Origin of the sequence: Pseudoalteromonas sp. S1610 (genome assembly GCF_005887465.1) — a bacterium.
In the GTDB taxonomy this organism is placed as follows: Bacteria; Pseudomonadota; Gammaproteobacteria; order Enterobacterales; family Alteromonadaceae; genus Pseudoalteromonas; species Pseudoalteromonas undina.
Genome location: NZ_PNDI01000036.1, coordinates 26,817 through 48,158, shown reverse-complemented (window position 1 = coordinate 48,158; position 21,342 = coordinate 26,817). Strand labels below are relative to the sequence as shown.

Annotated in this window: 15 protein-coding genes and 1 pseudogene; 6 read left to right on the top strand and 10 right to left on the bottom strand. The window is 35.7% G+C overall.

Features of this window, described 5'->3' with window-relative positions; genetic code table 11:
- Positions 1-49 precede the first annotated feature (49 nt).
- Positions 50-238, bottom strand: coding sequence for a hypothetical protein (locus CWB77_RS13205; protein ID WP_138623092.1), 189 nt, complete (start codon positions 236-238; stop codon positions 50-52).
- Between the two features lie 13 nt (positions 239-251).
- Positions 252-566 carry a hypothetical protein gene (locus CWB77_RS13200; protein ID WP_171043275.1) on the bottom strand — a complete coding sequence of 105 codons (315 nt, stop codon included), beginning with the start codon at positions 564-566 and terminating at the stop codon, positions 252-254.
- A 242-nt stretch (positions 567-808) separates the two neighbouring features.
- Between CWB77_RS13200 and CWB77_RS13195 the strand changes: the two genes are divergently transcribed.
- Positions 809-1,423 carry a recombinase family protein gene (locus CWB77_RS13195; RefSeq protein WP_171043274.1) on the top strand — a complete coding sequence of 205 codons (615 nt, stop codon included), beginning with the start codon at positions 809-811 and terminating at the stop codon, positions 1,421-1,423.
- Positions 1,424-2,403: 980 nt separating this feature from the next.
- A complete protein-coding gene (locus tag CWB77_RS13190; protein WP_138623086.1) occupies positions 2,404-4,170 on the top strand; it encodes an ATP-dependent nuclease in 1,767 nt (588 codons plus the stop codon).
- 137 nt (positions 4,171-4,307) lie between these two features.
- Here the strand turns inward: CWB77_RS13190 and CWB77_RS13185 are convergent, their stop codons facing one another.
- From CWB77_RS13185 to CWB77_RS13165, 5 genes are all read right to left on the bottom strand, one after another.
- On the bottom strand, positions 4,308-4,934 hold the full coding sequence (locus CWB77_RS13185; RefSeq protein WP_138623084.1) for an NADAR family anti-phage protein: 627 nt from the start codon (positions 4,932-4,934) through the stop codon (positions 4,308-4,310).
- Position 4,935: 1 nt separating this feature from the next.
- Positions 4,936-5,955, bottom strand: a complete 1,020-nt coding sequence (locus tag CWB77_RS13180) for a phosphoribosyltransferase-like anti-phage protein (protein WP_138623082.1) — start codon at positions 5,953-5,955, stop codon at positions 4,936-4,938.
- A 22-nt stretch (positions 5,956-5,977) separates the two neighbouring features.
- Positions 5,978-6,421, bottom strand: a complete 444-nt coding sequence (locus CWB77_RS13175) for a thermonuclease family protein (RefSeq protein ID WP_138623080.1) — start codon at positions 6,419-6,421, stop codon at positions 5,978-5,980.
- A gap of 496 nt (positions 6,422-6,917) precedes the next feature.
- Complete coding sequence (locus tag CWB77_RS13170) at positions 6,918-9,194, bottom strand: hypothetical protein (protein ID WP_138623078.1); 2,277 nt, start codon at positions 9,192-9,194, stop codon at positions 6,918-6,920.
- A gap of 842 nt (positions 9,195-10,036) precedes the next feature.
- A complete protein-coding gene (locus CWB77_RS13165; protein WP_138623076.1) occupies positions 10,037-12,085 on the bottom strand; it encodes a recombinase family protein in 2,049 nt (682 codons plus the stop codon).
- A 56-nt stretch (positions 12,086-12,141) separates the two neighbouring features.
- Here CWB77_RS13165 and CWB77_RS13160 point away from each other — a divergent pair.
- A pseudogene (locus tag CWB77_RS13160) lies at positions 12,142-13,455 on the top strand (YifB family Mg chelatase-like AAA ATPase); the annotation flags it as partial.
- A gap of 4 nt (positions 13,456-13,459) precedes the next feature.
- On the opposite strand, the gene CWB77_RS13155 reads toward CWB77_RS13160, so the two are convergent.
- Positions 13,460-14,164: a response regulator transcription factor gene (locus tag CWB77_RS13155; RefSeq protein WP_008108280.1), complete on the bottom strand. Its 705-nt coding sequence runs from the start codon at positions 14,162-14,164 to the stop codon at positions 13,460-13,462.
- 165 nt (positions 14,165-14,329) lie between these two features.
- Positions 14,330-16,822, bottom strand: a complete 2,493-nt coding sequence (locus CWB77_RS13150; RefSeq protein ID WP_138623074.1) for an alpha/beta hydrolase family protein — start codon at positions 16,820-16,822, stop codon at positions 14,330-14,332.
- Between the two features lie 84 nt (positions 16,823-16,906).
- Here CWB77_RS13150 and CWB77_RS13145 point away from each other — a divergent pair, with 84 nt between their 5' ends.
- The gene (locus tag CWB77_RS13145; RefSeq protein WP_008108284.1) at positions 16,907-17,974 is read left to right on the top strand and encodes a hemolysin family protein; all 1,068 of its coding nucleotides are present in this window, start codon (positions 16,907-16,909) and stop codon (positions 17,972-17,974) included.
- 38 nt (positions 17,975-18,012) lie between these two features.
- Here the strand turns inward: CWB77_RS13145 and CWB77_RS13140 are convergent, their stop codons facing one another.
- On the bottom strand, positions 18,013-19,227 hold the full coding sequence (locus CWB77_RS13140) for an EAL domain-containing response regulator (protein WP_138623072.1): 1,215 nt from the start codon (positions 19,225-19,227) through the stop codon (positions 18,013-18,015).
- A 178-nt stretch (positions 19,228-19,405) separates the two neighbouring features.
- On the opposite strand from CWB77_RS13140, the gene CWB77_RS13135 reads away from it, so the two are divergent.
- Together CWB77_RS13135 and CWB77_RS13130 are read left to right on the top strand one after the other, a co-directional pair.
- On the top strand, positions 19,406-20,422 hold the full coding sequence (locus CWB77_RS13135; RefSeq protein WP_138623070.1) for a metalloprotease: 1,017 nt from the start codon (positions 19,406-19,408) through the stop codon (positions 20,420-20,422).
- A gap of 175 nt (positions 20,423-20,597) precedes the next feature.
- Positions 20,598-21,338, top strand: a complete 741-nt coding sequence (locus CWB77_RS13130; protein WP_138623068.1) for a CPBP family intramembrane glutamic endopeptidase — start codon at positions 20,598-20,600, stop codon at positions 21,336-21,338.
- The last annotated feature ends 4 nt before the right edge of the window (positions 21,339-21,342 follow it).

Below are 21,342 nucleotides of genomic sequence, written 5' to 3'. Positions count from 1 at the left end.
TAAGCCTAAGCCTAAGCCTAAAGCTCTGCTTATGTGATATAAAAGCTTTTTAAGCTTGTCCATTTATTCCCAATATTTTTAATATAAGTTCTATTTCCTGCTGAACTATTTCAGTTGCTTTGCAATCTGCTTCCTTTTTTAAGTTTCGTTTAAGTCGTTTTAATTGAATATTAAATGACCTCCACTCTCTAAATGATAATCGCGTCTTCACTTTTTTATCTTCTATAAGTCTTTTCATAGTCGCACCATAGTTATGAGTCATGAGTTGAGTATTTGATATCTACATAATCCTCTTTAAAGAGGTTACTTTTTTCAATATCACGAGCTTCGTTTAAATCATTAAGAATAACTTTTGAGTAAAATGCGATTGCTTCAATACCATATACCTTTTTTAAAAGCTCTTTCTCATGATGAGAAACATATATGAGATTTGAGTCTAAATTCTCCAATAATGAGTTTATAGCGCTATTGAGATTAGAGTTGTTCATTAATCTTAAAACTCCGTTTTTTGCACTGTCTGAAATTCGAAAACTAACTTTATTAACTCTTGGCTCTTTACCTTGCATTGGTCTTCCAATATTTTTTTTCATACTTTGATTGTTTATTTGAATATTTACATATGAATATTTAGCCGCTTACTTAGGCAGGCATAATTCAGCTAGAGTGAATATTGGCTAGTTCGTTTAATTATAAATAACGGACTACTTTAAAAAGGGCTAATTTATAACTTTACATACTGATTAAACGGACCAATACTTAACGTACTGAATTAACGAACTAGTGCAAAGCCATGAAATGTTTCTTATATATGAGAGTATCGACTGTTCAACAAAATATTGAACGACAAGAGAAGGTGCTACTAGATTATGCCAAAGACAATAATTTAATTGTTAGCGATCGCTACTATTGGGAAAAAGAATCGGGCGCGAAACTAGAAAGGCCGCAGTTAATGGCATTATTGGATTTTGCACAAATAGGTGATGCAATCATAGTCGAGCAGGTTGACAGATTATCAAGGCTCAATGCGAGCGATTGGGAATTGTTGAAAGCTAAGATTAAAGAAAAAGATTTATTAATACTATCGCCAGAGTTACCTAGTATTACAGGTATGATAGATAAAGATAATAGGATTCTATCAATGATTGGTTCCTTCTTATCAGATCTAGTATTAGAACTATTGGTTTCAACTGCTCGTAAGGATCTTGAAGATAGAAAACGTAGATGCGATGAAGGTCGTAAAATAGCACAAGCGAAAGGTGTTAAAATGGGTCGTCCTACGAATATAGAGCTACAAAATAAGATCCGAGAATTGTTACTTGATGGAATGTCATGGTCACGTATTCAAAAATTATTATCATGTAGTCGTTCAACAATACAGAAAGTAAGAAAGAGTATTGATGATAGTGAGTTGAGTGAGTTATGAAATGACAGCGAGGCTAAATTGAAGTATTTAATCTTTATTTGGAGGACCTCTCTTTGAGTTCCTCTTCACTGCTCGCCATGGAATGAACGAGTGCAATCTTTCTAAATAATAGTCTGGATTATGTATACACGTGAAATGAAATAAATATATCAGGATTATCTGATTCATTATCCAAGTTGTGTAATCACTATTTTTGTCAAAGTTTCTTGCAATAAGATCAAAATAAGCATCTCTAAAGAATGAAGAGACGTATCTTGGGTGCTTACTAACATTTTCATTTAGAGAAATAACCATTTTCTCTAAAATATGTATATTGTTATAAAACTCTGAGTTCATCCGACTATTTGACAAGCTAAGTATCCGTTGTGATGAGCGGTTGCATGAAACTACATCGAAGAAGGCTATTACCCTTCCTCAAAATCAATAAATCAGTTTAGTGCTACATAAAAACAAGTAGGCAATCTAAACTCCAAAAATTATAAAATAAACTCAATTAAAAATTTGATAAACCTTATTAATATTTTAAATTTAACAAAACGTCTATCTATAAGTACTTTTTTATCTCTGTTTCTGGACCTCCAAATAAAAATAATTACGCTAAAGGTGCTCCATAAAACTATTGCTACATGTGAAAAGTAATAATGAATTTCAAAGTTTGAAATCTTGTACTCAACAAGTACCAACCAAAAGAGCAATTTCAATAAATTGATTAAAAATGTTCCTATTTTCCTCATGACTAAATCCTAGTTACGAGGAAAGGAATGCTGACTTATTAATTAACAGATACTAGCTCTTTTAATATATGGACAATAAAATATAAATCAATTCAATTTGAAGACTTAAATTAGGTACACTTTCGCTAAAGTAAGCTCTAATTCTAATTGTTATAAAAACTGTTAACTGATAAGTTCATTTACGCTTATCTCTCTAATGATAAAAGCAAATTACAAATATATTTAAATATGGAGTCGCCTGTTTATATGGAAATTATTAAGTCTGTCCAGATTAGAAAGTTCCGTTCCTTAAAGTCAGTAACAAAAAAGTTAGAATTCTCGGAGCTTAATATTTTTGTCGGACAAAATGATCAAGGAAAGTCCAATCTATTGAGAGCATTGAATCTTTTTTTCAATAATGAAACAGATCTAGATACTCGCTTTAGGTTCTCTGAGGATTATTGTTATCACTCTAATACGGGGAAAGGCACTAGACATGAAATTAGAATTGATTTAATCATTGAACCGCCCCAAAGACGTTTTAAACATGCGAAGCCATTGAGGTGGACCAAACGATGGAGGCAAGATGGCTCTATTATAGAAGAAAGAAAATACATTGAGAGTGGTAATGAAGTACCGCCTAGGGATGGTGTGTCACAATGGCTAGATAAAATTAGGTATAGATATATTCCTGCGATAAAAGGACAAGATTACTTTTCAGCCCTAATGGGTGAATTATACGATGTTTTGAATGAAGCCCATGCAGATACTTTATCCACTCAAGGTGAAGAGTTTATAAGTGGTATCCAAGAGATCACCAAAGGTATAACCAAAGATTTATCTGAGCAAATAGGGATTTCAAATACAATCCAAGTCCCTTCTGACTTTAAGCAGTTATTTTCTAATTTAGATTTTGGTGTTCGATTAGAGGGTAATACTTACCATTTAAAACAGCGTGGTGATGGAATAAAGATTAGGCATATACCTGTGATTTTAAAATATATGTCAGAGCAAGAGAGAAATATTTCAAGAGCTGGTTATGTTAAGCCAGATACTATTTGGGGCTTCGAAGAGCCTGAAAATAATCTAGAGTTGAGGTATGCTTTTGAACTTGCTAAAACGTTTAAAGAGTATTCAAAAGATATCCAAATTTTCATTACAACTCACTCGCCTGCATTTTATGCGCTTGATCAAACAGATGGTGATAATGTAAATACTTTTTATATTTCACAAGGTGAAGATAACTGCACTCAAGTTGATGCTGTTTCACATGAGAAAACCGATGTTCTTCATGAAAATATGGGATTATTACCAATTATAACCCCTTATTTGACAAAAATTTATGAACACCAAAGTGAAATTGAAAACTTAAAGGCTCAGTTAGTTGAGCTCGAAGATAGCATTCAATTTGTTGTTTTAACTGAAGATGAAAATCATGATCATGTTATTTCATATTTTGAAGCACAAGGCTGTAATTTAGAGGTAACTGAGTTTTATTCTTACCTTGGTGCAGATCAGATAAGTGGAGCTTTAATACTGGGTAAATATCTAAAAGATAAAAGACCAGATATACAGGTAATCATCCATAGAGATAGAGATTATCATGAGGATAAGTTTATAAATAAAATAAGGCAAAAGGTTGAGAAAAGTGGTTTTGCCTTCTTCGTTACTAGGGGGGTAGATTTAGAATCTGAGTATATTTGTCCTCATCATATAAATGCTTTATATCAGGAGATTTCAGTGGAAAAGGCTGAAATGCTTATTGAGAATGCAACAGAGAAAGCAAGGGATGCTTCTATAGACCGTCTCATTGATCAAGATCTTAAGACAAAGAAGCCTGAGGAATCGGCTTACGCAAAACAAATTCGTTTACTCCACAAAAAGTACGACAGTAACGTAGAGCGTTATAGATATGGAAAAAAAGTGATTGGAGAGCTAAAAGGCGAGATGCAAAGAATCTTAAGAAGAAACCCAAATTTATTTAGAGAAACTGAGTTCATCAAGAGTGAAGAGCTAGTAAAGATCTTTGAATAATAGGAATATAACTGACACAGGGGTTCGACACTGATCGCTTATGTATGGTCTTCCAAATAAGTACCCAATGCTCGTAAGGTTACTAGAGGTTAGCAATCAAGCTGAAATAGGAAGTTAGTGCTACTAATTTCTTATTTTCAGATATCAAACAGGTTTTTTTGTTTAGATTTATATTTATTAGCATCTGTATGACGGACTAACTCTATTTTTTCACCCAATAAAAAAAAGTTTTCTATAGCTAAAGGTTTCACATGTAAAAAATTTTCTCGATTATTGTTTTGCATTTGTAGGCGTAACTCCATTAACAATCGGCCTAATGCATTTACACCTCTATATACATTATCACCATGTGGCTTCGCACCCCAGAAGTCATCTTTAGACGATACTTCCACAATATCAATGCAATTAGTACTAAGTAATACTTTAGAAAAAGTATCCCAATTTTGAGCTAATTTAACTCTAATAACCCATTTCATAATAAGAATACGAACGTCCATCCAATCACCTCTAGTATCTCCCATGTAAGGTCTAGTGACCTTTTTGGCAATCATTGGACTATTTTGTTCGATAATTTTTTTTTGTATCTCAGGATAGCTAGGAAATCTACATGCTTGATACAATGCTTCTGCGCTTCTTATTTGAGTATTGTTGACGACAAGTGGAAAGCCTGCACACATATTGGATAGCTCACCCCATTTTTCACTAGTAATTCTAAATGAGGCGACATTCCTTAAATCGTACTGCCTAATGTTGGCTTGATTCATACTAACTCTTATAAGTATCTCTTTGTAGTAATGGATACCATTTACTAAATGGGTGATAAGCAGGGGCTTTGGGATCTCCCCACCAAAATACTAATGGGTTATTGTTAGGACAGTTTCTAAAGTTAAATATTGTTGATCCAAAACCAAAAAGGTCAAACCTATGATATCCGAGGGGCTTAATTAATGAGTTATTATTTTTTGGGAAACTCATTATTTTTAAGCCATACTTTAAAAGTATTTTTTCATACTCCTCACGTCTTGGGCGAGAAAAAACTCTATTTTTGATACCGTTTTCAACTCTGTACTTTGGGGATGCATTATTTTCTTGCACATAGCCTTTAATTTTAGAATCGCTTTCTACTTCAGATGTCGGCCAAAATATTTCAGAGTAATCTTTTCGAACCAACCTATTTTCAAATATATTGTTGTCATAAGTACTAAATACAAATTTGATGTTTAAAGATGCATCTTGAACTAGTTTATCTAACCTAGTTTTTAAGTTATGTTGACCGTATACATACCAACCAATAGTAGCAATATGAACAACGCAATTATTAGGACGCATTGATTGTAGCCAGTTTCTTATATCGGTAAAAACTCTGTTTCCAGTGAAAATAAAGTCGTCAATATATAAGTAATTATTTGCACGAGCATTGATTATGCCTTCAACATTAAAACTCTTCGAAAGTTTATCGATGAAAATTTTGTTTAGCTCACTTTGACTGTTACCTTGTTTTTGAATTTGAAGTATCGAAACGTGGTCCCAAAAATCTTTCTGGTCTTTTCCGTATACGCCATCGTATGATATTACAGTATCAGCGAATTCATGAAATTTCTCAATTGTGATAAAGTTTTTTCTTAAGATTCGATTTGTTTCAAGTAGTACAATTTCCTGTTCATGATCTTCAAACTGGTTAATCCATCGTTGGACATGCTCTTGGTCGTAGTTACCAAATTCATTATTTCTATAATCTTTAATTATTTTGGATATACTTAAGCACAAACTTTCATTAGTTGTCATAAAGTCCCTTTGACAGTATTTTTTAGTTTGGTGTATTATTTATACACCAATTATGTGTTTTCTTTTTTCCAGCATATTGAACAGCCAAGTTATTATCAAGTAATTGTTTCGATAATAGTACACCATCTACATACACATCAGCTACTATTCTAAAGTACTTACCACGTTGAATATTTTTTAAAACTATTACTTTAGCTTCTCTTAATTTTTGAACCGAAAATTGCTTTGCTTTTCTAGCTAAGATTTTCTCTTGAACACACTTAGTACGAATTTCTGGCGTATCCACATTAGCTACACGAATACTTATGTTTTCACCAAAAATTCGGGGCATATCACCATCAAGGTTAACTCTAAATGTGTCTCCATCGTAAATACTTACAATTTCCGACACAATTAATTCACCATAAGTTTTTGCTGATAAAATGGGGCTGGATAGAAATATTAAAGTGAAAATAGTGAGTTTCATAGCAATCCTGGATTATGGAAAGTATGAGTGTAGCAGACGCATTCATCTGTATTGGTTATTCTATTAAAACACCGATTGATATACAAAAAGTGTAATTTCTGGAGGGGAATTGATGTTTATATTATGGCCTTTCGGCTTAGTTTTGCTGCTACGCACCAATCCAAAATTAATTGTTTTTTTGAGTATATTAATAGTTAACTTACTACATTAATTGAGATAACTAGTTACTTGCAATGGCCTTTAGGTCTTGCGCCTCGTAAGAGGCTGTATAGTGAATAGAACAGTCACTAGTTTATACATAATATAGCTTCGCAACTGCGCTACTACGTAGCTTGTAAATAACTGATTTTGGTAATTTGTATCATTTAAAAAGAACTATATTGCAATTAATGTTCTATTCCTTATTGTTAATCATTTCTTTCGATTTTTGCCCCACTTTTTGTAATATAGTTCTTTATTAGAGCCATCTTACAAAAAGTGGGGCAAACTGTATTTATTAATAATTCATAAGAATATTTTGAACACTAACATCAAAATGTTCAATACTAGCCATAACTGGCTTTTCAATTTTAACATCAACAGTAGAGTTACCCATTAAGATAGATTCTATTTCATCATCAATAAACATTTCACTTTTCGATTCACATTTAACTATTTTTGTACTGTCTGCTTTATTACTAAGCATAATATCTAAAATGCTGTCCTCTATATAATAATCTTTCTTTGCAACTGGTTTTAGAATTCTTTCAACAGCTTCAATAGGTGGTGTTTTAATTAGTTCATCAACACCACCATGGGTATTAATATCATTAACCAGTTCAGCGATAGCCTTACCTTTCAGATCTTTAGCTTGTACTAAGAACTCATTTAAACCGACTTTTTCAGCAGCCTTTTTAACATTGTCCGATTTAACTAGTTTCTTAGCTTTACGTGCAATTGTATTTACAGCTTTCAATAATAGCTTTTCTTGTTTTTCCTCATTTTTAAAATATTCGATAACAGTTAAAACTTTCCCATTAAATTTTTGAATCATTTTTTCGACATTTTCTGAGCCATGTTTTTCACGTAAACGAGTTAATTTTACATAATGAGAATTACTTAATTCACGGTCGGCATATTTTTGGTTAGATTCTTTAAAAGCATCTTCTGCTATTACGTCAGCATTATCTAACAGCTCATCATTAACATCATTCGTGAATACATCAGGATAATATTTTGAAAGACGTTTTAAGACTAACACAGCAATTTTGTAATCAGGTAAAATCAACGTATACGGTACTTTTTGTGTTTTACGAATAGCGGTTCTACCCACGTTTTGAATTACAGGTGCAATGGTTATATTTTCAAAGATCTGTTCGTCAGTCATTTTGTAAACCATTTTATAGAACTCTTTATCATTGTTCATAATAGTGTTGATACCAAATAACAAACTTACGTCACAATCCATTAAATCGTTTCTACCACGTGTATCAATATCTGTTTCTACAAATGGAACTTTAAGATCATTAAATAATTCTCTTGAACGTTTGTTACAAGCTATGTGTATTTTACTAAAGTTACTTTTAGACTGTTCAAGATAGTTTATTATTCTTTTAGAGACTGAGCCTTCTGTCGCACTATTGATAGCTTTACCGATTTTGTATGATTCACGTCCAGCGATAAGAGCAATTTTTAACATAGGCTTACCATTAACATCTAAAAGAAACTTTTCACCACGATTAACAGAATCATATTGTAAAAGAGAATAATCATACTCTATACCTTTACTGAGCCAATCAAACACAGCTAAGTTATCGTTTTTAACGTTTTCAGAAACTGCATAAACCTTTTTGAATGATTCAACAACTCTTAATGATAATTTAGTAGACAATAAAACATCATACTGACCATGTCTGTTTTTATTAACGAACAATAGTAAATCATTGTTTTTCTGTAAAATGTATACGTCAATAACACTTTTAACTTTCTCATAAAAAGCTTGATTAACAACGTTAAAGTTAGCTAATTGTTGTTTATAATTCGTCTTTAATGAATCAACAATAAACAGCGTTGATTTATCGCTTTGCTCTACATTTTTAAGATTAAAGAACGATTTAAGAGAATTAACATCTGTTGAGTTGTAGCTTTTTAATATAACTTTTTTAGTTATAGAACTATTATCATCATCAAAGAAAATAACAGAATTATTTTTTTCTACTGAACCATTATTCAATAGTCTTACCGCTTGGTTACATACGAATACACAGCCGCCAGTTGAATACAATTGACCAATAACATTATTGAACATTGAAGTAACTGTTGTATCTGAGTCTTTTTCTATTGTTGATACACGTTTAATACGATTCAATAATATTTGTAACTCTCCTTTTAACTCTAAACACTCACACACCTGAACATACTCGTTGATGAGCTCTTCTAACTCTTTAGATCTTTCCACTTGAGTTCGTATAGTATGAACGCCATAAACAACAAGCTCTCCACAGAGCATGTGGATAATTGCTAATTTGAGTGCTTCCAAAGTCTTACCAGTTCCTACAAAAGCGTCAATTAATGATAATTTATTTTCATTCTTCACGTGGCTCGTTGAGTCGATAAGCGTGTGATAGCCGCACAGCTTATGTAGGGTGTTGATTTCTTCTGTATAAATATTATTGTGGGATTTTTTAGAAAAGGGTTGCGTTGTGGTGGCGTCAACCTTTTTTTGTACGTGCTCTTCTATAACAGTAAATGGTGCTCCCAATTTTGTAATTTTATTATTCGTAATTGTATTCATTATGTTTACCTATTTTTCAATTCGCCCCCTTATGCAGGCAGTTTATGTTTTAATTGTTGCTGTAAATCAATTCGATTTACTCATATTCTATCTTCAGTTTAGTGCTTTAAGCTTTTCTAAATTTCTCAATATCGTTGGCTCGCTCACTTTATAGTGCCTTGATAATTCAGCCTTACTATATCTGCCACTTTCCCATTTAGCTTTAAGCTCCATGAGCTTACTTAAATTTTTAAAAACGTGATTGTATGTCTTCATATATCCACCTTTACTTCTTACGATATTCGTAAGGTTTAAATCAAAACAACTCACTAAATTTAGTGAGTACTCATGTATATATATAAAAGTTTTTTCTGCAAACATGCTTTTCTTGTATGAATTATAAGCAAATGCGCATGTTTTTTGTAAACGAATGTAAACAGTGCATTTTATTGTCATTTTCTATTGCTTTTGGGGTTTTTGATTTTGTTAGATGCCTATTTTTTGGTTTATATATTCTTTTTTTGAAGTGGTTTTTACATATTTAAAGGCGAATTTTTAAGACTTAATTAGATTAAGTTTAGAGACGGGTTAATCATATGGCTTTAATAAGCGACAGATCTTTAGAGTCGTAAAACCCACTCTAATTAGAAATAGGGCAGGCTCTTAATTGAAGCTGGCTCATTCATAAGCCAAGTTGTTTCTTGACTCGGTCCAGCACATATTTTTACGAAGCAACTAAGTTAGACTAAATAAAATACTTATACTTAGCCTCTTTCCTATAAAATTTAATTCCTTAGTAGGCAATAGATTAAGATTCAGTTATATATTTGACATAAAGAATGATTAGTAAAATAGCTATGATGCTACGAAAGCACTATAAGCTGTTTATAATTTTTAATGTTCTTCCATAAAATGCCGTGGATATCCTCTACTGTGTATACTTTGTCTGAAATAATGGAAATACTATTTCGGCCATTGTTTTTTGTAATGAACTCAACTTTACATATCATTCCTCGCTTTTCAAAAAAAGCTATACAGTAAGATTTATGCTTTTGCCATTGTTTTTCAGTTAATCCGCTGTCTATAGCGAATGAGCTTTTTAAAATAAAATATCCATAACTTTTTACATAATTATTTATATGGCTGACTGCTTTGTCACACGCCATAATAGTTCTCTCGTGGCTGAATAATTTCAGTAAGGAAGGGTTTATTTTATCTATATGTATTACATGGTTTTTGTTTTCTAGCTCTTCTCTAGTAAATGTGATTAATGAGAATTCAGGGTCTTGTTTCATGGAAGAGTACAAACTATCTTCGGTATTATTAAAGATATGCAGAAAACAGCCCATTCTTCGGCCTTTTGACTTATTTTGAATTGGGAAATAGCATGCTTCAAATTCTCCGCTCTCAAACTCAATGCTGATTAATCCATTCTTATCTAAGATTATTCGTTTTATTATTTTATATATCTTGTTTCCATTTTCTAGATTTTGCTCACTTGTACCATTTAACAACTGATCTTTTATCTTCCTAATTTCATTAGGAATCATATTCCGTTCTTCGATTGTTCGAGAACTTATAAATTTCTGACCATTAACTTCATCTAATAACTTTTGTTTTTTTTCTATAGTCTTTTTTGACTCTATTATTTTTGGAGCGAACTTATCACCGTATGCTAGAGGGTGGTCTTCTACAAGTTTCAGCATATTATTTATGCTTTCCTGAAGCTCCGTTATTTCACCATTTAATTTGTTTGTTTCTATCTCACGATTTTTTGTATTTTTATCTGTGTCTTTTTTATAAATATCTCCTGTTACAGCGTCAGCAATTACATGATTCAAGGCGTAAATTTGCTCCATATTTCGACATGATATTTGATCAATACAACCATAATATATTGGTTGTGTGGCATTCCTCCCATATATGACGGTTAATGGTTTGCCACATGAGCAATACAACCGCTGCCTTCCCGATAATAAGCTATAGTATTTTTGACCTTCAGATCTGAGTTTAATGGAGCGCTTTCTAGTTTCCTGTAGGCCTAGCCATTCATTTTTTGTGCAAACCGCAGGATAATATTCATTCAAAATATATTCTTTCTTGGGGTATGTTTCGCCGAATCCATCATATATAACTTTTTGCGTTCTATCTTGAACCTTCAAAATACAGTTGCCGTAAAGAGTATGGCTCTTGAGATAGTCTTTTAACCATTGCTTTGTTCTTGAAATATTATGCTTTTCATTAACCACTCTAATAATTTTGTGAAGACCGTCTCCGTTTAAAGCAAGAGCGATAATCTCTTTTGCTACGTCAAAATTCTTAGGATGCTTTACTACTACTTTACTTTTATCTTCACCTACTAGCTGGCAGTGAAAAGGGATGCTTTTTCCATGATGTAAAGGAGCATTATTTAAGCCTCGTATACCATCATTGAATTGGGTAATTCGCTTTAATATATAATCGTTATTTAATGCTGCTTTTTTACTGCTTTCCTCAAATGCACTATTGAATCCAATTACGCTAACTATTGCATCGACGACCTTATTGCTGCTCTCACCACCATATAATTTATTATCCATAGTGGTATAAAATCGAACACCTTTATGTAATAAATCTGTGAAAATACTATTTACTTTATATAGTGAGCCTCGTGAGAATCTATCTAGCGCTCTTAAGATGATAAGGTCATTTCTTTTAACTATCTCTAACAAGTCTTTTAATTTTCCTGTTTTTAAGTTACTACCAGAAAAGCCAGAGACCCCTTCATCAATAGTTATTAACTCTGATAATTCACAACCATGCTCAGATGCTATTTTCTTCGCTTTCTTGAGGTCAGTTTGTATTTCAATAGACGTACCTATAGTTTGCTTGTCGCTACTAACCCGCCCATAGATGAAAGCTGTTGGTTTCATTTTTAGTTCTTATAATCTTGGTCAATTTAAATATTATCCCATTAGCTAGTATGTAAATCAATTTAGCCCCTGCCGATCTTCCTAAAGATGGTGGGCGATTTGACCTTGCGATTGCGGTAGGTATTTTGGTCGCATCGGGACAAATAGTTTGCCCTGATATTCACAAGTATGAATTTTACGGTGAGCTTGCACTTAATGGTGAAATACGTGCTGTAAATGCCATTTTGCCTTCAGTGCTTGGTGCTAAAGAGCAAAATCGTTGTTGTTTTCTGCCTCTTGAAAACGACAGTTTGGCCAGCCTTGTCAGTGGTGTAAAACGAAAAGCCGTCAGTTCTATTCAAGAGGTATGGGGAGACTTGCTCAATCAACAACCTTTACCGCTTAACATTGCCTACCCTGATTGCACCCAAGCGCCAGATTTTTTACTCGATTTAAGCGATGTAAAAGGCCAACCTGGTGCTAAACGTGTATTAGAAATTGCCGCTGCTGGTGGGCATAATTTACTATTTTTAGGTCCACCAGGGACCGGAAAATCAATGCTTGCACAACGAATGGCCACAATAATGCCAACCATGTCTGATGATGAAGCCATTGATACTGCTGCTTTATATTCAATTATTGGTCACTCAATTGATTTAACCAATTGGCGTCAGCGACCGTTTCGTAACCCGCACCACACTTGTTCTGCAGTAGCGCTGGTGGGGGGCTCGTCTAACCCTAAACCCGGTGAAATATCGTTAGCGCATAACGGTGTGTTGTTTTTAGATGAGCTCCCTGAATTTGAGCGTAAAGTGCTAGACTCGCTACGCGAGCCAATGGAAACCGGAACAGTGACGATTTCGCGCGCGGCCAGACAAATGGAATTTCCAGCGCAGTTTCAGCTTATTGCAGCACTTAACCCTAGTCCAACTGGGTGTCATCATGATAAACGGGCGACACCCGATCAGGTAATGCGCTATTTATCGCGAGTATCGGGGCCGTTTATTGACAGAATTGATTTGCAAATTGAACTACCAAGGTTGAGCAGCGTGGAGCTACAAAGTACAACTACAGAAGAAACCAGTGCTGAGGTGAGGGCACGAGTAGAAGCAGCTTATGCAGCTCAGCTTAAACGCCAAGGTAAAGTAAATGCGCGGTTAAATAACAAGGAAATGAGCTTACACTGTGAGTTACCACCTGCAGAGCTGCAGTTTTTAGCCAGAGCCAGTGAAAAGCTGGCGCTATCGCCGCGCTCTTATCATAGAGTAATCAAAGTGGCGCGAACTATTAGTGATTTAAAAGGTGCGCCACAAATCAGTTTAAATGAGCTTAAAGAAGCGCTTAATTATCGGGCATTTGAGCGTTTATTATCGCAGTTAACCCAACACTAAGGCTTTAAATTGAAAGCATATAGCCTTTACCGCGAACAGTGACAATACGTTTTTGATCTTTCTCATCGTTCAGCTTTTTACGTAAACGACCCACTAACACGTCTACTGTGCGATCGTTGGGGCTCCAATCGGGCTGGCCAATTTCTTCTGATATTTTTTCACGGGAAGTCGCTTTACCAGCATTACCAATCAAACAAATAAGCACTTTGTGTTCTGCTTCAGTCAGTCGTGATTCAATCCCACTGGCTGTAATAAGGGTGCGATTATCTGGATGAAGCTTAAAATCGGCGTATTCAATAAACTCTTCACTGTCATCGTCGCTGTGATTATTGGCAACTCGTTTGTATAGGGCGCGCATTCTTAGCTCAAGCTCAAGTAAATCTACCGGCTTGCAAATATAGTCATCGGCACCTTGAGCAAGGCCTGCAATTCGATCGGCTTGTGAGTCACGACTCGATAATAAGATAACGCCAATATCGGTGAGCGTATTTAGCTCTTTGGCAAGTTGTAAACCGTCGCGTTTTGGTAGCACAATATCAATTATTGCCAAGGAAATAGTATTGCGCTGACTTACGCGGCTTTTAACAACATTTAACGCATCGGCCCCGGTGGGGTCAACGTCAATAGAAAACTCGGTATTTATAAAATGATTTTGGATGCGCTTTACGAGTAGTTCGTCATCTTCAACCAATAAAACATTAATTGCCATAGTCTGTTATTTTTTTAGTTTCAGCTTTGCATATTAGCATCATTGATGGCCTGTATAACACAGAGATCGTTGTTTTTCGGTAACATTATATTACGAATTGGTCTAATAACATTACTCTTGTAATGCGCACTTTTCACTTGAGCAAGAAAGTGCGCATTATGGTTGCTAATCTTTATACATTGAATCCCACCATTGTGGTTCATTTTTTAACTTTTTGTCAAAGTAAGCCAACATGGTGTTCCACCAATTAAATCGCTTATCGCGCGCAAATATTTGGTGATCCGCTCCTTTGTACTCTATCATTTCAACGTCTTTATTAAGCAGTTTTAGTGCGGTGTACATAGTTAAGCTTTCGCCCACAGGCACATTGGTATCACTGTCACCATGAATAAGCAGTAATGGTGTGGTTACTTTATCAGCATGGAATACAGGGCTATGCTGGCTGTAAAGTTGAGGGTTATTCCACGGGAAGCTATTTTTTGAGGCTTCGCCTGAGTATAAATAACCCCACCATCCTTCACCCCAGTATGACGTTAAGTTTGAAATACCGGCATGCGCAATAGATGCGCTAAACATATCGGTTTTGGTGGCAAGCAGCATAGTCATGAAGCCACCATAAGATGCACCAAGATTACCTACTTTACTACTGTCTACAAAATCATATTTAGCTAAAAATGCCTCTGTGCCTTGCATAATGTCATCGGCGGTATAGTCGCCCCAAGCATTTACATGTTGAGCTGAAAAAGTTTGCCCAAAACCCGTTGCGCCGGTTGGTTGTACAACATAAACCACATACCCGTTTGCTGCCCATAAGTTAAAAGGGTAGCGGCCCGTAAACCCGCGTGTTACTGGTGAGGTGCCACCATAATAATAAACAAGAGCAGGGTACTTCTTGGCTTTATCCAAATTGCTTGGCAGATAAACACGGCCAGAGATTTCTGCGCCACGCTTATTGGTAAAGTTAAATTCTTCAAGCGCAGGAATAGTCGTATTGGCATATGCAATTGGGTTTGAATCCCAAATGAGCTCTATCTTGTTTTTACTTACGTCTAAGCGCTTGAGTTGTTGAGCGCTCGACGCATTGCTGCCACTAATTAATAACTGGGCATTGCGTGTATTTGAAAAGCTAAATTGCTGCACAATATCAAAGCCTGTATTTAACTTTTTAAAGCGCTGTTTACTCAGGTCAAATAAATACAGTGGTTGGGTATCTTTTTCTGTCACTTTGATTAGCGCATCACCATTACTTAGTACTTCTAATGTGCCAATTGCGGGGTCAAACTGTTTGCTTAACGCCGTTACTTTTTTGGCATTATCAGTTAGTAAGTACAGCTGGCCATCGTAATTATTAGCCAGCATGTTCTTTGGTAATGTTCTGCCTGCACCATTCTTAAAATCAGGGCCTGCAACAACATAAATATTGTTTGCGGCATATTTAGCTTGATTAAAGGTTTTAAACTTACCTAATGATTTTATGCTGTTGGATTTTAATGTAAGTTCAACCAACTCAGTCTCTGGGTGAGTTGAGGCTTGCATCGCCATTACTGGACGGCTTATTAATAGTTTTCCACGGTTGCTGTTAGCATCTTCAAGTTGATGGCTCAATACGCCTTCGGTCAGGGCTTTGGTTAAACCACTGTTGGTATCGAGTAAATATAATTGGCTAACCGTACGGGCATATGACCAACGATCTTGAAGACCTTTATGGTGCTTGGTTAGGCTGTTATTTTCTTCTGGCGATTTTGACCAACTAAATATAATACTGCTGTCGTTATAAAAGTTGAAATTACTTGCGCCTTCAAGGCCAGAAGCTAAAGTTTTAATTGTTAAGTTTTTACGGTTTAGTTGCTTTAATTCACCGTTTAGTAAATAAACTAAAAATTGGTTATTAGGGCTCCAAATGAACTGACTTGGCTGGGCTGCTTCAAATCGGTATACCGTTTGGTTATTAGTATTTTTAAGCTCGGTTGTGGTAATGGCGTCGTTGCCGGTTTTGTCACTATAGTGCTTGGTTGTACTTAAGTAATGTTTGGCATCAGGCGACAAAGAGAGGGCACTAATAGTCGGAGCGTCAAACAATTGCTTAGCCGATAAACGCTTGGTTTTATTTGTCGTTAGGGTCACGACGTCAGTTTCTGCTTTTGGCACAAACTCTAAGCTAACATCATTCCAATTAGCAACCTGTTGAGCGATGACGACCACGGTATGTGAGCCGTTATTTAAAGCAAGCTGATAGCGTTGGTTTTCACCAGTTTGCTTCTTACCATTGATAAAAACCTGGCCTTGCTCTATTCCTTTAATGTTTAAGGAGCCTTGAGTAAATCGGTTAGTTTCCAAATTAAATTTAAGTGCTTGTAAACCGCCTAAAGTAAGCGCGTTAATTTTATCAAGTGGTTGCCACTTGTGTTTTTTACCAAATACAACAAAGCTTTCTGTATTTAATTTAAGCTGTGCAATTAGATTATTTATAATCACATCGCTATGGGGTGTTTGAAATGGCTTAGCTTGCATATCTTCTGCAAGCGGACCAATAAATTGGATTTTTGATTGATCGAGTGGGGCGGCTAAGGTCGTTAAACTCAGACTACTTAATGTTAGTAGGGTTGCTAAGTAAGTAAAACGTTTTGCGTAACGATGCCAAGGTGCGCTTAAATTCATTGTTATGCCTATTATTATTGGGTATTTGGCCAAATATAGCATGTATTGTTATGATGCTCATATATCCAATATAGAGGAAAAAAAGTGACACTATTAATCATTTACATGGTTACAGCGATTGTGATTTCGTTTTTGTGTTCAATAATGGAGGCGGTGCTATTAAGCATTTCGCCTAGTTATGTTGCATTGCTGCGCAAAGAGCGTCCAGTGCTGGCGAAGCAGCTTGAAAAGCTAAAAAGTAATATTGATCAGCCATTAGCGGCTATTTTAACGCTTAATACAGTTGCCCATACTGCTGGTGCCGCAGGGGTAGGTGCACAAGCCGCCGTTGTATTCTCAGATGCTGCAGTGGGGATTGCATCTGCAATTATGACTTTATTGGTACTGGTGTTATCTGAGATTATTCCAAAAACCTTGGGTGCCAATTATTGGCGTGCTTTAACACCGAGTGTGACTTATGGTTTACGTATTTTGGTGTTAGTACTTAAGCCGTTTGTATGGGCTGCACAAAAGCTAACCAATTTGATGGGGCAAAAGCATAATGAGGCCTATTATATTCGCCAAGAAATAGAAGCGATGGCCGATATTGGCAGTGAGTCAGGGGCACTTCATGCTGATGAATCAGAGATCATCCGCAACTTACTGCACTTTAGACATGCAAAACTAACCGATTTAATGACTCCGCGTACGGTTATTTTTAAAATTCATAAAGACCTTACTGTAAATCAGTACTTAAGTGAACATGGCTCTTCCTCATTCTCTCGAGTGCTGATTTACGACAAAGATGCTGACGATATCATAGGGTTTGTTCATAAAAACGATATCATGTTGGCATACCACCGCTTAGGTACAGACTACAAAATTAGTAAACTGGTTAAGCCTATTTATACCGTACCGAGTACGCAAAACGTGTCGTCGTTATTACAAACATTACTCACCAAGCGAACCCATATTTGTTTAGTGATCGATGAATACGGTGATGTACAAGGCATTGTAACCCTAGAAGATATGATCGAAGCGTTAATGGGTTTAGAAATTGTTGATGAGCGAGATCAATCTACCAACATGCGTGCCGTGGCTAAGCAACGTTGGCATCAACGTTTAGCTGATAGTGAACATATCGTCAGCGCCGACGATAACGAACCTCGTTAGGAGGTCTGTAAATATCAACAGACAAAGGTCAGTAGGCCCTAGTTATTATTTGTTTTAGTGGCTGTTTTTATCCAGTGCTGCGCCCATGAGATAAATTCAGCTTTTGCTTTTGGGCAGCTAAATAAAAATCCTTGTATAGTTAAGTCTGTTTGATAGTGCTTTAGGTAGGCAAGTTCTTCTGGGCGCTCAACACCCTCAGCAACAAGTTGTAGCTGCTCTTGGCTAGTCATATTAATTAATGAGCTGACCACCACTTGCGAAAACTTATCGGTTTCAATATGGCTTATAAAAGAGCGGTCTATTTTAACTTCAGTGAAAGGAAGCTGTTTCAATTGATTAATATTAGTAAAGCCAGTACCAAAGTCATCCAGCGAAATACCAAAACCAAATATTCTGAATCTATTTAAGGTTTCTAACTGAGTGTAGCTTGAAAGGGCATGTTGTTCGGTTATTTCAACAACCACATCACTGGGAAGCACGCCGTGCTTTTGTAATAGCAGTAATAACTTATTAGGACAGTTCAAATCATTTAACTGGCATGGCGACATATTAAATGACAACTTTAAGCTTTCTCCCAATTGCTCTTTCAGCTGTTTTAAGTCACTGCAGGCTTTTTCAAACAGCGTAAAAGTAATGTCATTGATTAAATCACATTGCTCTGCAAGGCTTATAAAGCGGCTTGGTAAAATAACGCGTTCGTTTTTATTTGAAACAATGCGAGCCAATACTTCAACACTTTGTATTTGGTTATTGTTTATATTTATTTTAGGTTGGTAATACGGTGTTATTTCATTATTTTTTAATGCGCTAATCAGCTTAGCTTTAGTAATTGGGCGCTCTTTTACAAGTGTGTGGCTGTTTAACTGCGCTATTTTGGCAAGTAACGTATTTACCTGATTTAATTGCACAGGCTTGGTAAGGTTACCAATTAAATGCACATTGTGCTGCTTGGCTAGGTCAGCTGCTAGGCTGATTATTTTAGGATCCATTTCAGAAATAATAACAATCGCACCGCAATAGCCTATTTCACCTAAATTACGAATTAACTCCATACCATCCATTTCTGGCATATTCAGATCAGTAAATATGGCGTCATAAAAGTTTATATCAGGCTTTACTTTCTCTAATGCTGTAACTGCGCTTAAGCAAGTGGTGACTTCTGGCATTTCGAGCTCATTAAAAATCGCTTTCATAACAATTAAAATGGCTTTTGAGTCATCAACAACGAGTATGTTTGGCAATTGAGTTCGCATTGGTGTCCTTGGTAGTTATAACTTACTTCCTGTAATACTAAAAATAGTCGCTTGAATAGTTTTTGTCAGTATTTTAGGCATTTTTACCTTAAATTATCGCTAATAAAATGATGCTAGCTCACTCGTGTTTTTTTGGTGGAAAGGTATACTAGCGCCATAATTTATAATGGGTATAACAATGATAAAAGTCGATCTTTCTCTGGCAGAGCAACCGTTTACGCTGATGATATCAGGGCAGCAAGTTGTAAAAATATTTCATGATCAGCAAGCGATAGCATTTGAAAACCCACGTGAAAATTATGTCGAGTTTATGCTTGATGAGCAGTTAATTGGTATTGATAGCAGCGAAGTAAGCCAGCAAAGCTTGGCGCTATATGTAAATAATCAGTTTGCAACTCAGTTAGCTTTACCTGCAGTAGCACAAGGCGAACCTAAAAAAGGGTTTTTAGGGCTCGCGGCGCTTGGCTTTAAATTATTTAAAAGTGCTAAAGTTGTTAAAGTGGCGCTTGCCAGTGCATCGGTGGCCGGTTATGCGTGGCTGTTTACCATTGAATTTGCGTTAATGCTGATTGCTTGCCTGGTGGTACACGAATATGGCCACGTACGAGCTATGAAGTATTTTGGCATTAAAACCAAAGGCATTTATTTAATTCCTTTTGTAGGCGGGTTAGCCGTTAGCGACGATAAAATAACTACGCGCTGGCAAGATGTGGTTATATCACTAATGGGGCCTGCCTTTGGTTTGTTTACTTCTGTACTTGGTGTAGTGCTTTATTACGCTACGGAAATGGAAATATTTGCAGGTGTTGCGGTGCTTAGTGCACTGCTTAATTTATTCAATTTACTGCCTATTTTACCGCTTGATGGCGGGCATGTACTTAAAAGCATTAGCTTTTCAATGCGCTCTTGGGTTGGTTTAAGTGTGTGCTTACTAGGTGTGCTATTTGGTTTATGGCTAAGTTACACCTTTGGTTTAATGTTATTAGTGTTCTTTTTATTTGTTGGGGCGCTAGAAATTGTGTTTGAATGGCGCGGCCGACATTACTCACATTTACTGCCATTAGATAAATATGGACAAGGCTTTTCAGCAGTAATGTATGCGCTGGTAGTTGTAGGCCATGTAGCAGTGATGATGCACTTTGCAGATTCAGAAAATCCAATACTTAGCCTACCGATGACAATTTTATCGAGCTAAAAAAAACAGTATGGCAGATCAAATTTTGCTCACCATGCTTTTTTTTGCACGGTATTTTTTAAGGTTTGTATGGCGATAGCAAGATGTTAGTTTTGGTTTGTTTCTTAATGGGGGAATTGGTATGGTGCTATCCCTCAGAATGAAAAATAACAAGAAGCCGTGAGCTGATAAAATTATGGATGATGCGATAAAACAACAAGTAAACCAAAGTACAGTGGAATCTTTATTGTACACGCTTTATTGGTTGGCCTTTTTTTCACTGGCGCTCCCAATGGCTTCATACTTGATTATTTTTTTATCGGGTGGTGGGGCATTATTATTAAATGACATTACTCATTTAGAGCAACTAGATTCGAATCCCGGCTTAGTTTTTATATCTACCCTCCTCACTGCTGTACTTACGCTGCCATTTTTAAAGTCTACTCTTGATGCGCAAAATAAAAGCGAAGTTATTGGGCGTTTAGCAATAGAGAAGGTGGCTCTTTTTCCTTTAATCATTACAGTGCTATTAACAGCGGCTTACGTTTTACTGGAACAATGGCTTTTTGGCTTTATGGAAGTCGCCTTGCCAGGTTTTATGTTAGAAGTTGAAGCACAAACAAACTCGCTTTTAGCTAAAATTATGCTGTTTTTAGCAGCAGTATTTATTGGGCCTATATTTGAGGAAGTAGTTTTTCGAGGAGTTGCATTCTACAGGCTGAAAAAAACAGCCTTGGGAGCTATTGGTGCAATTATTATCCCAAGTATCGTGTTTACATTGTTACATGGGCAGTATGATCAAGTTGAAATTTTTATTTCTCTGTTTGTGTTTTCTTGTTTGATGGGATTAATTCGTCATCTATCGGGTAACTTGTGGTATTGCATTATCGCTCACATGATCTGTAATTTATTAGCACTAGGTGAGATTATTTGGTGAGGTT

Excerpts from the sequence above, each read along its gene's own strand:
- CWB77_RS13205 (WP_138623092.1), bottom strand. The coding sequence starts at position 238 with ATGAAAAGACTTATAGAAGATAAAAAAGTGAAGACGCGATTATCATTT.
- CWB77_RS13200 (WP_171043275.1), bottom strand. The coding sequence starts at position 566 with ATGCAAGGTAAAGAGCCAAGAGTTAATAAAGTTAGTTTTCGAATTTCA.
- CWB77_RS13195 (WP_171043274.1), top strand. The coding sequence starts at position 809 with ATGAGAGTATCGACTGTTCAACAAAATATTGAACGACAAGAGAAGGTG.
- CWB77_RS13190 (WP_138623086.1), top strand. The coding sequence starts at position 2,404 with ATGGAAATTATTAAGTCTGTCCAGATTAGAAAGTTCCGTTCCTTAAAG.
- CWB77_RS13185 (WP_138623084.1), bottom strand. The coding sequence starts at position 4,934 with ATGAATCAAGCCAACATTAGGCAGTACGATTTAAGGAATGTCGCCTCA.
- CWB77_RS13180 (WP_138623082.1), bottom strand. The coding sequence starts at position 5,955 with ATGACAACTAATGAAAGTTTGTGCTTAAGTATATCCAAAATAATTAAA.
- CWB77_RS13175 (WP_138623080.1), bottom strand. The coding sequence starts at position 6,421 with ATGAAACTCACTATTTTCACTTTAATATTTCTATCCAGCCCCATTTTA.
- CWB77_RS13170 (WP_138623078.1), bottom strand. The coding sequence starts at position 9,194 with ATGAATACAATTACGAATAATAAAATTACAAAATTGGGAGCACCATTT.
- CWB77_RS13165 (WP_138623076.1), bottom strand. The coding sequence starts at position 12,085 with ATGAAACCAACAGCTTTCATCTATGGGCGGGTTAGTAGCGACAAGCAA.
- CWB77_RS13155 (WP_008108280.1), bottom strand. The coding sequence starts at position 14,164 with ATGGCAATTAATGTTTTATTGGTTGAAGATGACGAACTACTCGTAAAG.
- CWB77_RS13150 (WP_138623074.1), bottom strand. The coding sequence starts at position 16,822 with ATGAATTTAAGCGCACCTTGGCATCGTTACGCAAAACGTTTTACTTAC.
- CWB77_RS13140 (WP_138623072.1), bottom strand. The coding sequence starts at position 19,227 with ATGCGAACTCAATTGCCAAACATACTCGTTGTTGATGACTCAAAAGCC.
- CWB77_RS13135 (WP_138623070.1), top strand. The coding sequence starts at position 19,406 with ATGATAAAAGTCGATCTTTCTCTGGCAGAGCAACCGTTTACGCTGATG.
- CWB77_RS13130 (WP_138623068.1), top strand. The coding sequence starts at position 20,598 with ATGGATGATGCGATAAAACAACAAGTAAACCAAAGTACAGTGGAATCT.